We start from the raw sequence: 13,999 nt of genomic DNA on the forward strand, positions 1-13,999 counted from the left end.
ATCTTATTTAAAATGATAATATAGTACAATAAATAATATTTGATTATTAGTTTCTTATTAAGTATCTTTAAATATATTAATTTAAATTTAATAAATAAGGTATCATATGAAAATTTTTATTATATTATTTACTATTATAGTCTCTATAATATCACGAGCTTATGCTAATAATTTAAACTCACATATAGCTTATTGTGATAATATACAAGTAGAACAACAAGAAGATTTGGTAATACAAAAATTGGTTAAACTATTTGTGACTGAAATGAATTGTATTATTAGCGGCTGTTTACAACAATGGGATGTGCAAGATAATCGGGTAAAATATTCAATTGCTTGGCAAGAACAATGTGGACCTGTAATTTATGGTCAGTATCAACTAGAAGGCAATGGTAGAGGTTCTACTTTCGTATATGAATGCTCTAAAAATTCTGTATGTTGTTGGCCGCTTGGATATGAATATAATAAAGCGTTTGTAATATGTTCATCTAATGATGTTAAAAACTAATATTTACTTACTAACTTTTACGAATTCTTTAAATAATTCTAAATCTACTCCATTATCGTTAAGATATTCAGGATGCCATTGAATGCCGATAACAAATTTATGTTTCGTTGATTCAATGGCTTCAATTATACCATCTTCTGCTGTTGCAGATACGATAAGATCATTACCAAGTTGTTTAGCAGCCTGGTGATGAGTCGAATTAACCATAGTTTGTAGCTGATTATTAGCTATTTTAGCAAGTTTAGTATTTGCTTCTATATTAATTGCATGCGAAACGATGTTTTTAGGCAAAGGTTGTGTATGATTAATTACAGTTTCAATATAATCAGGAATATGTTTAATAAGCGTACCCTTAAAAATAACGTTTAATAACTGCATACCTCGGCATATTCCTAAAACCGGAATATCTCTCTCTAATGCTTTCTTTAAAACTAATATCTCAAAATTATCACGTTCTTCATTGGAAACTACTATATCTTCGGCGTATTCCGGCTCATAAAATTTAGGATGTATGTCCTCATCACCGCCTGGCATTACAACACCATCAACAAGTTCCATAAGCTGATTTATTGTATCACTTTGATAAGGTAATAATAGCGGTACACCGCCGGCTGCAATAATCGCATCGGTATAGTTTCTTCGCAAGGCGTACCATGGAAAAGCAGCGTAAGTATATTTTTCACAATTTTGAGCTAAATCAGGTGTAACACCTATTATCGGTTTTTTATACATTTTATTATCATTTTATTATTTTTCTGTCAGCTATGTCATTCTTCATAGTACTGGACAGTTCATAAAGGTCCTATCATTGCAAGCCAGCATTTATGCTGACGTGGCAATCTCAGGAGTTTTTTTATATTATCTTATGAGATTGCCGCGTCGTTGCTAACGCAACTCCTCGCAATGATGATGACTTGGCATCCACGCAGCAAAGCCACTATTACCCCTCAATATGCGGTGGTGTTTCAAAAGTATGGAACGGTGGTGGTGAGGTAAGTGTCCACTCTAATGTGTCTGCTCCTTCTCCCCAAGGATTGTTTGGACAATCTTTGCCGTATTTTAGCGTATAGAAAACGATAAATACAAAATAAAGGGCAGCAAACATAGAAATACCTGCTCCTATCGACGAAACCATATTCCAGCCGGCGAAAGCTTCAGGGTAGTCCGGTATTCTTCTTGGCATGCCCGCAAGACCTAAGAAATGCTGCGGGAAGAAAGTTAAGTTAACGCCTATAAAGGTAATCCAAAAATGAATTTTGCCTAAAATGTCCGGATATTGTTTACCAGATATTTTGCCAAACCAATAATAAAAGCCTGCAAATGCCGTAAATAAAGCACCGAGCGACATCGTATAATGGAAATGTGCAACAACATAATATGTATCGTGCAGAACTCTATCAAGTGCCGAATTTGATAGGATTATGCCGGTTACGCCGCCGATCGTGAATAATATAATAAATCCTATCGAAAATAGCATAGGAGTTGGGAATGTAATCGAACCACCCCACATAGTCGCTATCCAGCTAAATATTTTAATACCCGTCGGAACTGCTATAATCATTGTTCCGGCAGTGAAATATATAAGTGCATTATAAGAAAGCCCAACAGTAAACATATGGTGAGCCCATACGATAAATCCAACAAAGCCTATGATCACCATAGCCCCGATCATACCTTGATAGCCGAATATAGGTTTGCGTGAAAAAGTTGAAATAACTTGACTTATTATACCAAAGCCTGGAAGTATTACGATATATACTTCAGGATGACCGAAGAACCAAAATAGATGCTGAAATAATACAGGATCACCGCCGCCGTCAGGCTTAAAGAAAGTAGTTCCAAAATTACGATCTGTAAGTAGCATAGTAATAGCTCCACCAAGTACCGGCATCGCAAGAATTATTAGAAATGCGGTAACTAAAATAGACCAAACGAATAACGGCATCTTGAAAAGGCCCATTCCCGGAGCTCTCATATTAAAGATAGTAACGATTAAGTTAATTGATCCAAGGATTGACGATAGACCGGTTAAATGTAAACTGAAAATAGCCATATCAACGGCTGCACCGGGGTGACCGCTTAAATTACTTAAAGGAGGGTAGAGCGTCCAGCCCGTTCCTGGCCCACCGTCAACAAAAGCTGATCCCATAAGTAAAAGAAAAGCAGGCACTAGTAGCCAAAAACTGATATTGTTAAGGCGTGGAAATGCCATATCGGGAGCCCCTATTAACAGAGGTACGAAATAGTTACCAAAGCCACCGAACAAAGCCGGCATAATCATAAAGAATACCATAATAACCGCATGTGCTGTGATAAGCACGTTATATAGCTGGAAATCATGATTTAAGAAAGTGCCGCCGGGCATTGCAAGCTCTAACCTAAAAAGCAGTGAAAACAAACCTCCGACAATTCCGGCAAAAACGGCAAATATGATATACATAATGCCGATATCTTTGTGATTGGTAGAAAAAAGCCATCGCCTCCAACCGTGTGGGGTGTGGTGGCCATCGTGATAAATTTCGGTAGTAGTTATATACATAATTATTATTCTGCCTGTTTTAATTGTTCGATATCTGCTCCAACAATTGCCGGAATATTCCGAGTGATTTTATCATAATCCCAATCCCACCATTGAATTTCAAGTAATTGCTCAACTATCTCATCAGGAAATCTATATCTTTGCAGGATTACCGACAACAATACTATACTAGTACCCATAGCAATAGCACAAAATTTTCCTATAATCAATTTAACAAAATAAGCTCCTCTAACATTTTCATATTCAAATTTCTCAGGGTGATTAGCGTCATTGTAATAAGTGTAATCTCCGACTATTATATTTAGATTATGGATAAAATGTTTTAAAAATATCGTTTCTTTTGCTTGTTTAGGAAAAAGATGGGGATAAGGGTTATTGTGGTTAGTCATATATTAAAAAATTTAAAGTAATAGTTTTAGTTTATAAAATACTTGCGTTATAAATTACCATGCTTCTTTACCTGCTGAATCATCACTACTTAATAATTTCTTGATGTCGATTAGAATCGGTTATATCGTTTAGTAATTTATCTAGTTCAGATATTTTTGTATTATAATTTTCCATAGAACTTCTAAATATAATTAGTTAGCTACCAATTTTGGCTTCTTGCCATTCATAGCAGTCTTATTCTTGCTTGCAATCCAATTGTCGAAATCCTCTTTACTTACTACTTCTATAGCAATCGGCATGAAGCCGTGATGGATGCCGCATAGTTCGGAGCATTGTCCGTAATATACGCCTTTTTTAGCCACTCTTGTCCAGGTTTCGTTTATTCTGCCTGGGACTGCGTCTATTTTAAATCCAAGTGATGGAACGGCAAAACTATGTATTACGTCACCTGCGGTAATGAGAAACCTTACGGTAGCATTTTCAGGGATAACAATTCGATTATCAACGTCTAATAATCTTTTGTGGTTAGGTTTTAAATTCTCATCAGAGATCATTACGCTATCAAATTCTAAATTATCATGATCAGGATATATATAATGCCAATACCATTGATAACCTACTACTTTAATAGTTAAATCCGTTTCGGGTATTTTTTCGGCATGACGCAATATTTTAAAAGACGGCACTGCAATAATAACTAAAATTATTATAGGTATTACAGTCCAAATTATTTCTATTAAAACATTATGTGAAAATTTTGCCGGTACGGGATTATTTTTTGCATTAAATCTGATGCATACAAAGCCAAGTAATCCGGCAACAAATAAAACAATAGCTGTTGAGATATAAAGCAGAAAATTATGAAAATGATGTAATTCCTCCATAATCGGACTTGCCGGCGGCTGGAACGTTACTTGCCAAGGTAACGGCTCGGAAGCAAAGCAATTACTGCTAACAATCAAAAAACAAATTAAAGCAATAGACATTTTTCCAAATTTCGCTTTTGGAGGTAATGTATACGTCAATCCGGTACTCGAATCCTCACTTACGCTTTTGCACTCTGCGGTTCGAGGGGAAGTGTCTTCTTTAAATTCCTCTCTATAAGCTGGTTTGGAAAGATGTCTAATAATATTTTGCATAGCACATATAAAGTTATTTACATTTAATATAAATGGATATACAGTTTTATTAAAGTAAAAATCGATAAATTTTTGTAAAAACTACATATTTTTAATAATATTTGAGCTAGAAAGTGTACCTATATTAGGATGTTGCAGTAAGTCAATAACTTCTATTACTTTCGCATTTCTTAATTTTGCTTGAATTTATTTATTAACTGAGGATCGTGTTTTGTTACGGCGATTACAGAAGGACAAATATTTTGCACTAACCGAGCATAATCATTAAAATCTTTTAGTTTAGGTAATATAAGTACTTTATCAACAAATGTGAAAGAACTTAAAATTTTTGCTCGTTGTAATTGATTATGGATAGGTTGACGTTTTTTATATTTAATAATTGTTTCATCCGGCTCTAAAGCAACGATTAAGTATTTACCGTGTTTTTTAGCTTTGCGTAGAAATTCTATATGACCGTAATGTAATAAATCAAAACAACCGCCTACTAGAACTATTTCACTATTTATAGGACAGTTTTTATTTAAAGAAATATTCTCATAATATTCTATTTTGGGTAATTTGACAGTATTATGGCTAGATGAGCAGGACATAAGATTTATAAAAATTAATAAAAAATTAATACAAATAGGAAAAGTCTAGGCATAATATTTATCTATATAAGTTAATAAAAATTAAATTTTAATCAATAAAAAACTAATTAAGACAGAAATAAAACAAAATTTTACAATTTTCTATTGTAATTTGTTTGTATATAGTTCATATTATTACTAGTAATGAAAAATTGATTCAAATAATCTTCAGAGCAATTTTAATGAGTGATTAATGAGTGATACCGCACTATCTTATGATTTTAATGGCATATTACCATCATCTTTTATTAGTGCACGTCTCAGGAAAATCCTCACCTCTGCCTCCTTATTATTATTTATAGGATTAGTTGTTTTTGTCTCTTTTGCTGTTAATAATTATGTTAACAACACTTTATCCATAACTTTAGTACAACCTGATAGTAGTGAAGAAGAAACAATTTCATTTAAAGAAGTAGTAGTAAAAAAAGGCGATACTATAAAGTCAATTTTGATAGAACAACATATCCCTAAAAATGAAATAGACAAAATTGTAAGTTTAATAAAGGAGGGAAAATTATCTTCTGCTCTTAAAATAGGGCAGCAAATTACTTTTGAATATGAAACAAAAATTATCGAAAACGAGGATGAAGATTTAACCTCAGAGGTAGCATTCTTAAATAAAATCATTATAATTATCGATAAGCTAAAAACTATTGAAGTAATTAGAGAAGGTGATAATTTTAAAGTTGAAGAAATTGTAGTACCTTTAAGTAAAAAAGTTGCTAAATCGTCGGTAAGTATTGAGGCAAATTTTATGTCAGCTCTTAAAAAACTGGGCTTATCGGATAACAGTATAATAGAGCTGATTAATGCTTATGCTTATCAAATCGATTTTCAGCGTCAAATAAAACGCGGTGATATTGCAACCGTAATAACGGAAAAATACGTAACGGAAGATGGTAAATTTTCCCACCACGGTAAAATTCTATATGTTTCATTAAATCTTTCAGGGAAAGAATATAATATATATCGTTATTCTCATGACAATAACACAAATAATCATGCATTTTTTTCCGAAGACGGTAAAAGCGTAAAAAGAAGCTTACTTAAAACTCCGCTAAAAGTTATAAAAGTTTCTTCACATTACGGTAATAGAAAACATCCGATACTCGGTTATACTAAAATGCATAGGGGGGTTGACTTTGCAGCTCCAACCGGTACGCCTATATATTCCGCAGGAAACGGAGTTATAACAGAAATAGGTTGGAAGTCAGGTTATGGAAAATTTATTCAGGTAAAACATAGCGGTACGCTATCTACTGCTTATGCGCATGCTTCAAATTTTGCAAAAAATTTAAAAGTGGGAAGTATCGTAAAACAAGGACAAATCATTGCATATGTCGGAAGTACCGGCAGAGCTACAGCTCCACATTTACATTATGAAGTTAAAATTGATGGCAAACATGTTAATCCTATGTCAGTTAAAACAACACCGGGTATAGAATTAAACGGAAAAAATTTAGAGAAATTTAAACAATTTAAAAAAGAAATAAAAACTTTAAGTGTTAAGCTTGATAAGGAATTGCAAGCTGATAAAGCAGCCACAGTTTCATTGTAGAGTGAATCCTTGTCATACCGTAATCAACTTGGTGTTGTACGACTCTTATGTCATTCCCGCGAAAGCGGGAATCTAGTAAAATCTATAAAAAACTTGTTTTTTATAGGTTTATTTTATCAAATATATAATTTTGTATTAATATTAAGGTTATTTTTTCTGGATTCCCGCTTTCGCGGGAATGACATTTACAATTATGCTCCCACTATTAAAAAAACTATATCTCACATTTGCTCGTAGTAGTCGTATAATAATAACCTTAGTGATTATTGATCAGTTAAGTAAATGGTGGTTTATTGATAATTTGAGATGGAAGCCGGGCTTAATGCTTAAGGTTACTTCTTTCTTAAATATGGTTTATACTTGGAATTACGGTATTAGCTTTGGTCTAATGCGTGAATATTATCAATATAGCAATGCTATTTTCTTAATAACGAACACGATTATTGTCTGTTATTTATATTATTTGATGATACGTTCAAAAACGATCGGAAGCTTTGCCGGTTATAGCTTTGTAATCGGCGGAGCTGTTGGTAATCTAATTGATAGATTTTTTAGAGGAGCAGTTTTTGACTTCATCCATTTTCATTATCAGAATTATAGCTTCCCCGTATTTAATTTAGCTGATTGCTTTATTACAATAGGAGTAATTATCTTAATAGAAGATTATTATAGTACTAAAAAAGTTATTGAAGAAAAGGCTAAAGGGAATTATGATAATGCTCAAATTGAAGCTATGGCTGAAAAAATTCGTAATACCGATAAGGGTGGTAACGATAAAATAGCCTCCTTGCAAAATTAAACTTATAGAGAGGAATTTGAAGGAAATACAGAACGCAGAACCGTAGCGTAGTAGACCTACGTGAGGATTCAAGTACCGGATTGACGTACAAATTACCTCTAGAAGTTCATTTTGCAAGGAGGCTAGTATAATTTTAATTTATAGGTGTTTAAGTGAAAAAGATTTTTGTATTATTTACTGTTTTATTAATTACTTCTGCTTGTAGTAAAAAGTTAAAAGAAACCGTAGGTATATCAACAGTTGGACCTAATGAGTATCAAGTACAGCGTGCTAAAGCACTAGAAGTTCCGCCTCATTATTATTTACCTGATCCTGGGCATAGCAAAACAATTTACAGTAATGTAAAAGGACAAGGTGAATTTAATGAAGGTGAACAAGCATTAATGCAGGACATGCATTAGTATACTTGATTAACTTCAAAAATTGGCTACGTCGTTTTACAAGATCTGCGGTGCTTACGTATTAAGTATATGCTCCGCTCCTCGACTTGTAAACTCCTTGCTCTTTTTGAAGTTAATCAAGTATACCTGTTCTTGAATACTAAGACTGCAATGTTTTTGCAAATTAATTCATGAATTCTCATACAAAACAAAAAATAGGTGTTTTTGGGCTTGGTAAAACCGGTATATCGGTTTACGAGGAATTGCAAAATAAATATGATGTAATTGTTTATGATGATTTAAAAGCAAATAGAGATATATTTGAAGAATTATATAGTAAAACCGCTATCGCTGCTTTATCTGATTCAAGATGGCAAAATTTAGATACAATTGTCTTAAGTCCTGGAATTCCTTTAACGCATGAGATAGTCAATATTGCAAAAAGTTTTAATATTCCAATCACTTCTGATATAGACTTATTATTTGCAAAATCAAAAAACTTAAAATTTATAGCTATAACCGGTACAAACGGTAAAAGTACTACTACTGCTTTAATAAGCCATATCTTAAATAGTAGCGGTTTAGACTATCCGGTTGCCGGTAATATTGGAGTTTCTGCTTTGCAAGCTAAAGCAAGTAAGGATGGATATGTACTTGAATTGTCTTCTTTTCAGCTAGATCTAGTAAAAACCTTTACAGCTAAAATAGCCGTGCTTCTTAATATAACTCCCGACCATTTAGATAGACATCAGGATATGACCTGCTATATTGCCGCAAAATCTAAGATCTTTGATCGAATGGATCAAGAGAGTTATGCGGTAATTAATATCGATAATGATTATTGTCGTGAAGTCTTTATAAAATTGCAGCAAGAGCAGCGTATAAAGCTAATTCCTTTTTCGGTTGCTCAAATTCTTGAAAACGGTATTTCGGTAGTTGATGATAAAATTAGAGCTAATTTTTTTGATGATATAAGTTTTGAATTACAGCATAATTCAGAAAGTTTTAGACAAGATGAATTTCAAGGTGAGCCTGCGGAGCCGGAGTGTATAAAAATACGTGAGCACAGGCAAGACCTGCAAAATTCGCTTGTATCAAGCTTTATGCATTATGCTGTACCTTTTAATAAAAACCTGCAAGGAGTTCATAATTGTGAGAATATTGCAGCAAGTTATGCAGTAGCTAAAATAATAGGAGTAGAACCTAAAAAAATACTTGAATCTATAAGTAGTTTTCAAAGTTTACCTCATAGAATGCAATATATCGGTAGTATAAATAATATAAGTTTTTACAATGATAGTAAAGCGACAAATGCCATATCTGCCGTGCAATCAATTAAAGCACTCGATAATATTTACTGGCTTGCGGGAGGAATTCCTAAAGAGGGTGGTATTGAGGAAATAAAGCCTTATTTCAGTCACATTAAGAAAGCTTATTTTTATGGTCAAGCTAAAGAAATATTTGCAAATACTGCTAAGAATATAGTAGATTTTGTAATATGTGATAATCTTGAGCAGGCTTTCGATCTTGCTTATAAGGATGCAGTAGGTGATAACGCGGAGGTAAAAAATATCTTGTTAGCACCTAGTTGTAGCTCATATGATCAGTTTAAAAATTTTGAAGAGCGTGGCGAGTTGTTTATAAAATTGTGTAGTATCCTGTCACTCCGTGGCTTGACCACGGGGTCTAGTTAAAAATACTAAATAATATTAGTATTTTTTATTGTTTTTCTGGATACCGTGGTCAAGCCACGGAGTGACATCGAGGGTGTTTTCCGATCCATGCAATAACATTATAAATATAGCCATAATTGAATAACTATAATATGCATAACGAAATATCTAATAACTTTATAAAATTATGGTGGCGGAGTACCGATAGGCAAATAATAATTTCTTTAATTATCTTATTTGCTTTTAGTCTAATGCTTGTGACTACCTCAGGTTCAGCAGTAGCAAGTAGAATAGGTCTTGAAGAAAGTTATTTTGCATCTAGACAAATATTTTATTTAGCTGCCGCTTCAGGACTGATATTATTATTTTCATGTCTTAATAAAAAATGGTTAAGGCGTTTTGCAATAGTTGGATTTATTGCTAGTATAGTTTTATTAATAGCAGTTAAATTTTTTGGCTATGAAGTAAAAGGCGCAGTGCGATGGATTAATATTCTAGGTCTATCTATTCAACCTTCGGAATTTATCAAACCGTTTTTTGCAGTTGTTACGGGCTGGATATTATCGCTAAAATTTAATGATGATTTTCCAAGTTTTACGATTTGTGTAATACTTTATTCTATTGTTGCTATTCTCTTAATTATTCAGCCGGATTTTGGAATGCTTGTAATGATTACGGCAGTTTTTGGTATTCAACTGTTTATTGCGGGTATGCCGATATTTTGGATTGTTTTAGCCGGTTTTTTAGGAATGATAGGAGTAACTATTGCTTATTTTTGGTTACCGCACGTAACGCAAAGAATTAATTCGTTTTTAGATCCAGATAGTAGCGAGAATTATCAAGTTAGTAAGTCTCTTAAGGCGTTTGAGCATGGCGGGTTATATGGACGAGGTCCAGGGGAGGGGGCAGTCAAGCAGGTACTACCCGACTCGCATACGGATTTTATTTTTGCTGTAGCAGGTGAGGAGTTTGGAGCTATTATTTGCCTTATTGTTATAGGTATATTTGCTTTTATAGTATTAAGAAGTCTTATTAAGTTATTAAACGAAACAGATAAATTTGTACAATTCGCTGCTAGCGGTATAATTGCACAATTAGGGCTTCAGGCAATAATTAATATGGGTGTGACTTTACATTTACTTCCTACTAAAGGTATGACATTACCGTTTATTAGTTACGGTGGTTCTTCAACGCTTGCAATAGCTATCGCTACCGGTATGCTTCTTGGCTTTACAAGATACCGAACGCCGTTAAATTCGTACAAAATTCGTAATATTGAAATATGAAAAAAATCATTTTGGTAGCAGGAGGGACGGGGGGACATTTTTTTCCGGCAGTTGCTCTTGGAGAAGAATTAATCAAACGTGGCTATGAAGTTTATTTTATTACTGATTTAAGATGCAAACAATATATAAAGCAGGATATGAAAGTAATTTTTCATATTCTAGATTTAAAACGCTCAGGTAATATTTTCTTGTTTTTACCTAGGTTATCAATTGCAGTTTTAAAGGCTATTAAATTATTATATAATATGAAGCCTTCCGTTACTGTAGGGTTTGGCGGTTATCCTGTTATAGCTCCAATGTTTGCGGCAATTTTTTTAAGAGTACCGATTATAATTCATGAACAGAATTCTTACCTTGGAAAAGTTAATAAATTTTTTGCAAGCTTTGCTAAAAAGATAGCTATTTCTTATGAAAAAATAAAGAATTTACCGGAATTTGCAAAAAGTAAAATAGTAGTTACCGGTGGGGTAGTTAGAGAGAATATTAGGGAATTAAAGGTTATAGAAATGTCGTCCCGTGGTTTGACCACGGGGTCCAAAAAGTCTTTAATAAAAGCACTGGACTCCGTGGTTAAGCCACGGAATGACAAGCTTTTTACAATATTCATCTTTGGCGGTAGTCAAGGAGCTAAGTTATTTTCAGAGCTGATACCTGCAAGTATCCAAATTTTGATGCAAAAACAGCCAAGTCTTGAATTAAATATAATCCAGCAAGCGGCATTAGATGATCAAGTAAAAATAAAAGATATATACTCGAAATTAAACATTACCTATGAATTTGCTGAATTTTTTGATAATATGGCATTGCAATATAAAGAAGCCGATTTAGTGATTTCAAGAGCAGGAGCATCTACTATAGAAGAATTGACCTATATAGGGTTGCCGGCAATCTTTATTCCACTGCCTAGTGCTGCGGATAATCATCAATATTACAATGCACAATTATTGGAAGATGAAAAAACAGGATGGTGTTTAGAGCAGAATAATATTTCTGCAGGAAAATTAGCAGATAAAATACTCGAGTTGATAAGTAATCCAAAAATATTAGAGGATGCTTCACAAAATTTATTAAAAAGAAGAAAAGAAGGGCATAAGCTATTAAGTAACCTAATAGAAGAGGTGATTTAGATTTTGTTTTCCGTCATTGCGAGGAAAGACTGTAAGTTTTGACGAAGCAATCTCGTGCTAAAGTCCTGAGATTGCCACGCTCCTTTTAGTCGTTTGTAATGACGGGGTGGAGACATACAACAAGACCAAAAATACCTCAGAATAACAATAATTTAATTAAGCACATAGCAGTTCGGCTCTTTATTCTTGCAAGTTTGGCTATTATGTGGCATTAATCATATTAGACTTTTTGCATAACTTGCTTCTAAGGGTAATTTGTGCGTCGATCCGTTACTCTTATCCTCACGTACCAAAGCGTACGCTGCGGTGCTGTGTTCCGTGTCTTCTACAAATTCCTCCTTATTAGCTAAGTTGTACAGGAAGTCTAATAAAAGTTTTGGAATAATATAAATATATGTTAAAAAAAATTATAATATTATTTTTAGGAATGTTTTTACTTTCAGCTTGTACAGATAATTTTAGAAGCTATTTTCAAAGATCAGCAAATAACAGATTGGTTGATAGCAAAGGTGCTAAAGGCGGCAAGAGAAAACCTGTATATAATAATAAATATATTACTTTGGCTAAAAAGAATATAGTAGAAGATAATCTTGATTATGATAACGATGATGACTATGATAGTGATAGTCCTTTAAGAGGAGAAAGAATCGATCCTGTAAAGAGAAATCGTGAAATGTATCTTAAGATGATTAAAAGGGATATAGCAAGGCAAAAAGCAGAAGCCGGTTTCGCTGAATCCGATGATGATATGACTTTAAGTAGAGCGAATAAAAAGGTTAGAAAAGACGATAGCGATAAAGAAAAAAAGATACAAGAGGAATTAAATCAGATAAAAGCCATGCTTAGAGAAACTAAGCGTGATATATCAAAATATACTTGTCCAAATGCTGTAGTAAATCAAAATTATGCCCCGCCCGTTACAAATTATGAGCCTGTAAATTATCCACCGGTAAAAAATAGTAAGCCGTATAATAACAATTCTAAGGTAAAGCAAAAATTTATCCTTGAAGATGATGATAACGGCAGTAATGCTTGTTCGATATAATAAGCCTATTCTTAGCTAAAAGCAGAAATCTCCAGTCTTTAGATATATACAGCAATCTCTGATATGATATATTTATCACTACCAATAGGTTTATTATTTATTAATAAAAATTAATATTTGAATATAGAAATATAGGTATATTATGAAAAGTAAACTCTCAGTAAGTACTGCTAGTCTTACCTTTATAAAAGGTCTTCAAAACCCTATTGTTACTGAAATAAAAGAATTAACAAAAAAATTACATTTTTAAAGATCAAGAGCTTGAAAAAGCTTACGGTATGGCTTCAGATGATGTTTCTATTCAAGCAACAAGAGAACAGATATTATATGCTTTAAGAGCTGTGGAATCTGCAAAACAACATTCAACAGACAAGACACAAGCATTTATTAAATGACTATGGTATTTGTGTTGCTTACTCATTTGCTAATTATAAAAGAAGCGGTAAGGACATACTAGAATTTGTATCACCTTATTTATTAAAAAACGCATCTGATATGGAATATATTAAGGCATATATTCCTGAAGCATATATAAAAGAAAGGAATAAAAATGATGCTATGGAATTGCTTGGTAAACGAGAAGTAAGAGACTATTTAGATCAAAAGTCTTATGAGTTAGTAAGCACATCGCCTGTACCGTCTACTCCTTCTACAACGGACACATTTAATTATGATAGTGATGAAATTACGGTTACTGGAGAAGAGAACACGATGCCGAATACTGAACACGCTTGATACCACTGTCACGCCGTAGCTTGTCCACGGGAGCTAGTCAAAAATACTAATATTATTAGTATTTTTAGTTATTTTCTGGATATCGTGGTCAAGCCACGGTATAACGCCGAACGAGTTTCTCGCGCCATACAACAACATTAAGATTTCCAATTTAATTCCGGATAGTTTCTAATTTCAGCTTTATAATTGCT

General features: G+C 33.2%; 14 protein-coding genes and 3 pseudogenes. 10 read left to right on the forward strand and 7 right to left on the reverse strand.

The features are described from left to right. Positions 1-106: 106 nt before the first annotated feature. Positions 107-508, forward strand: coding sequence for a hypothetical protein (locus tag ACSFFC_RS05425; protein WP_012719657.1), 402 nt, complete (start codon positions 107-109; stop codon positions 506-508). 3 nt (positions 509-511) lie between these two features. On the opposite strand, the gene ACSFFC_RS05430 is transcribed toward ACSFFC_RS05425, so the two are convergent. The 5 genes from ACSFFC_RS05430 to ACSFFC_RS05450 form a co-directional block, all read right to left on the reverse strand. Continuing rightward, entirely contained in the window at positions 512-1,240 is a 729-nt protein-coding gene (locus ACSFFC_RS05430; RefSeq protein WP_014410650.1) for a gamma-glutamyl-gamma-aminobutyrate hydrolase family protein, read from the reverse strand. A 208-nt stretch (positions 1,241-1,448) separates the two neighbouring features. Further along, on the reverse strand, positions 1,449-3,047 hold the full coding sequence (gene ctaD, locus ACSFFC_RS05435) for a cytochrome c oxidase subunit I (protein ID WP_014410651.1): 1,599 nt from the start codon (positions 3,045-3,047) through the stop codon (positions 1,449-1,451). Positions 3,048-3,052: 5 nt separating this feature from the next. Then, on the reverse strand, positions 3,053-3,436 hold the full coding sequence (locus ACSFFC_RS05440; RefSeq protein ID WP_004995837.1) for an LbetaH domain-containing protein: 384 nt from the start codon (positions 3,434-3,436) through the stop codon (positions 3,053-3,055). A 192-nt stretch (positions 3,437-3,628) separates the two neighbouring features. Then, the gene (gene coxB / locus ACSFFC_RS05445) at positions 3,629-4,576 is read right to left on the reverse strand and encodes a cytochrome c oxidase subunit II (RefSeq protein WP_014410652.1); all 948 of its coding nucleotides are present in this window, start codon (positions 4,574-4,576) and stop codon (positions 3,629-3,631) included. Positions 4,577-4,746: 170 nt separating this feature from the next. After that, the gene (locus ACSFFC_RS05450; protein WP_014410653.1) at positions 4,747-5,166 is read right to left on the reverse strand and encodes an FAD synthase family protein; all 420 of its coding nucleotides are present in this window, start codon (positions 5,164-5,166) and stop codon (positions 4,747-4,749) included. A gap of 232 nt (positions 5,167-5,398) precedes the next feature. On the opposite strand from ACSFFC_RS05450, the gene ACSFFC_RS05455 reads away from it, so the two are divergent. The 7 genes and pseudogenes from ACSFFC_RS05455 to murG all read left to right on the forward strand — a co-directional run bounded on the left by ACSFFC_RS05455 (position 5,399) and on the right by murG (position 12,028). Next, positions 5,399-6,763, forward strand: a complete 1,365-nt coding sequence (locus ACSFFC_RS05455; RefSeq protein ID WP_014410654.1) for a M23 family metallopeptidase — start codon at positions 5,399-5,401, stop codon at positions 6,761-6,763. A gap of 193 nt (positions 6,764-6,956) precedes the next feature. Further along, on the forward strand, positions 6,957-7,562 hold the full coding sequence (gene lspA / locus ACSFFC_RS05460; RefSeq protein WP_004995831.1) for a signal peptidase II: 606 nt from the start codon (positions 6,957-6,959) through the stop codon (positions 7,560-7,562). Positions 7,563-7,565: 3 nt separating this feature from the next. Continuing rightward, a pseudogene (locus ACSFFC_RS05465) lies at positions 7,566-7,690 on the forward strand (palindromic element RPE1 domain-containing protein); the annotation flags it as partial. Positions 7,691-7,714: 24 nt separating this feature from the next. Next, positions 7,715-7,963: a DUF3035 domain-containing protein gene (locus tag ACSFFC_RS05470; RefSeq protein ID WP_014410655.1), complete on the forward strand. Its 249-nt coding sequence runs from the start codon at positions 7,715-7,717 to the stop codon at positions 7,961-7,963. A gap of 170 nt (positions 7,964-8,133) precedes the next feature. Beyond that, positions 8,134-9,636 carry a UDP-N-acetylmuramoyl-L-alanine--D-glutamate ligase gene (gene murD, locus ACSFFC_RS05475; RefSeq protein WP_014410656.1) on the forward strand — a complete coding sequence of 501 codons (1,503 nt, stop codon included), beginning with the start codon at positions 8,134-8,136 and terminating at the stop codon, positions 9,634-9,636. A gap of 131 nt (positions 9,637-9,767) precedes the next feature. Further along, positions 9,768-10,901 (forward strand): putative lipid II flippase FtsW, encoded by a 1,134-nt coding sequence (ftsW, locus tag ACSFFC_RS05480; RefSeq protein ID WP_014273448.1) that lies wholly within the window; start codon positions 9,768-9,770, stop codon positions 10,899-10,901. Then, on the forward strand, positions 10,898-12,028 hold the full coding sequence (gene murG / locus ACSFFC_RS05485) for an undecaprenyldiphospho-muramoylpentapeptide beta-N-acetylglucosaminyltransferase (RefSeq protein WP_014410657.1): 1,131 nt from the start codon (positions 10,898-10,900) through the stop codon (positions 12,026-12,028). Before ftsW ends, murG begins: the two co-directional genes overlap by 4 nt. A gap of 224 nt (positions 12,029-12,252) precedes the next feature. Here murG and ACSFFC_RS05490 read toward each other — a convergent pair. Continuing rightward, positions 12,253-12,411 (reverse strand): annotated as a pseudogene (locus ACSFFC_RS05490) (palindromic element RPE1 domain-containing protein); the annotation flags it as partial. Between the two features lie 11 nt (positions 12,412-12,422). Between ACSFFC_RS05490 and ACSFFC_RS05495 the strand changes: the two are divergent. Together ACSFFC_RS05495 and ACSFFC_RS05500 are read left to right on the forward strand one after the other, a co-directional pair. Then, on the forward strand, positions 12,423-13,073 hold the full coding sequence (locus ACSFFC_RS05495) for a hypothetical protein (RefSeq protein WP_012719668.1): 651 nt from the start codon (positions 12,423-12,425) through the stop codon (positions 13,071-13,073). Positions 13,074-13,568: 495 nt separating this feature from the next. Further along, the gene (locus ACSFFC_RS05500) at positions 13,569-13,808 is read left to right on the forward strand and encodes a hypothetical protein (RefSeq protein ID WP_014410660.1); all 240 of its coding nucleotides are present in this window, start codon (positions 13,569-13,571) and stop codon (positions 13,806-13,808) included. Between the two features lie 36 nt (positions 13,809-13,844). Here ACSFFC_RS05500 and ACSFFC_RS05505 read toward each other — a convergent pair. Continuing rightward, positions 13,845-13,946: pseudogene (locus tag ACSFFC_RS05505) on the reverse strand (permease); the annotation flags it as partial. Positions 13,947-13,999: the final 53 nt, after the last annotated feature.

It is taken from the genome of Rickettsia parkeri (genome assembly GCF_051427245.1).
Lineage (GTDB): Bacteria > Pseudomonadota > Alphaproteobacteria > Rickettsiales > Rickettsiaceae > Rickettsia > Rickettsia rickettsii.

What these genes read in the sequence shown, in the direction of transcription:
- ACSFFC_RS05425 (WP_012719657.1), top strand. Translation starts at nt 107, where the DNA reads ATGAAAATTTTTATTATATTATTTACTATTATAGTCTCTATAATATCA.
- ACSFFC_RS05430 (WP_014410650.1), bottom strand. Translation starts at nt 1,240, where the DNA reads ATGTATAAAAAACCGATAATAGGTGTTACACCTGATTTAGCTCAAAAT.
- ctaD (WP_014410651.1), bottom strand. Translation starts at nt 3,047, where the DNA reads ATGTATATAACTACTACCGAAATTTATCACGATGGCCACCACACCCCA.
- ACSFFC_RS05440 (WP_004995837.1), bottom strand. Translation starts at nt 3,436, where the DNA reads ATGACTAACCACAATAACCCTTATCCCCATCTTTTTCCTAAACAAGCA.
- coxB (WP_014410652.1), bottom strand. Translation starts at nt 4,576, where the DNA reads ATGCAAAATATTATTAGACATCTTTCCAAACCAGCTTATAGAGAGGAA.
- ACSFFC_RS05450 (WP_014410653.1), bottom strand. Translation starts at nt 5,166, where the DNA reads ATGTCCTGCTCATCTAGCCATAATACTGTCAAATTACCCAAAATAGAA.
- ACSFFC_RS05455 (WP_014410654.1), top strand. Translation starts at nt 5,399, where the DNA reads ATGAGTGATACCGCACTATCTTATGATTTTAATGGCATATTACCATCA.
- lspA (WP_004995831.1), top strand. Translation starts at nt 6,957, where the DNA reads ATGCTCCCACTATTAAAAAAACTATATCTCACATTTGCTCGTAGTAGT.
- murD (WP_014410656.1), top strand. Translation starts at nt 8,134, where the DNA reads ATGAATTCTCATACAAAACAAAAAATAGGTGTTTTTGGGCTTGGTAAA.
- ftsW (WP_014273448.1), top strand. Translation starts at nt 9,768, where the DNA reads ATGCATAACGAAATATCTAATAACTTTATAAAATTATGGTGGCGGAGT.
- murG (WP_014410657.1), top strand. Translation starts at nt 10,898, where the DNA reads ATGAAAAAAATCATTTTGGTAGCAGGAGGGACGGGGGGACATTTTTTT.
- ACSFFC_RS05495 (WP_012719668.1), top strand. Translation starts at nt 12,423, where the DNA reads ATGTTAAAAAAAATTATAATATTATTTTTAGGAATGTTTTTACTTTCA.
- ACSFFC_RS05500 (WP_014410660.1), top strand. Translation starts at nt 13,569, where the DNA reads ATGGAATATATTAAGGCATATATTCCTGAAGCATATATAAAAGAAAGG.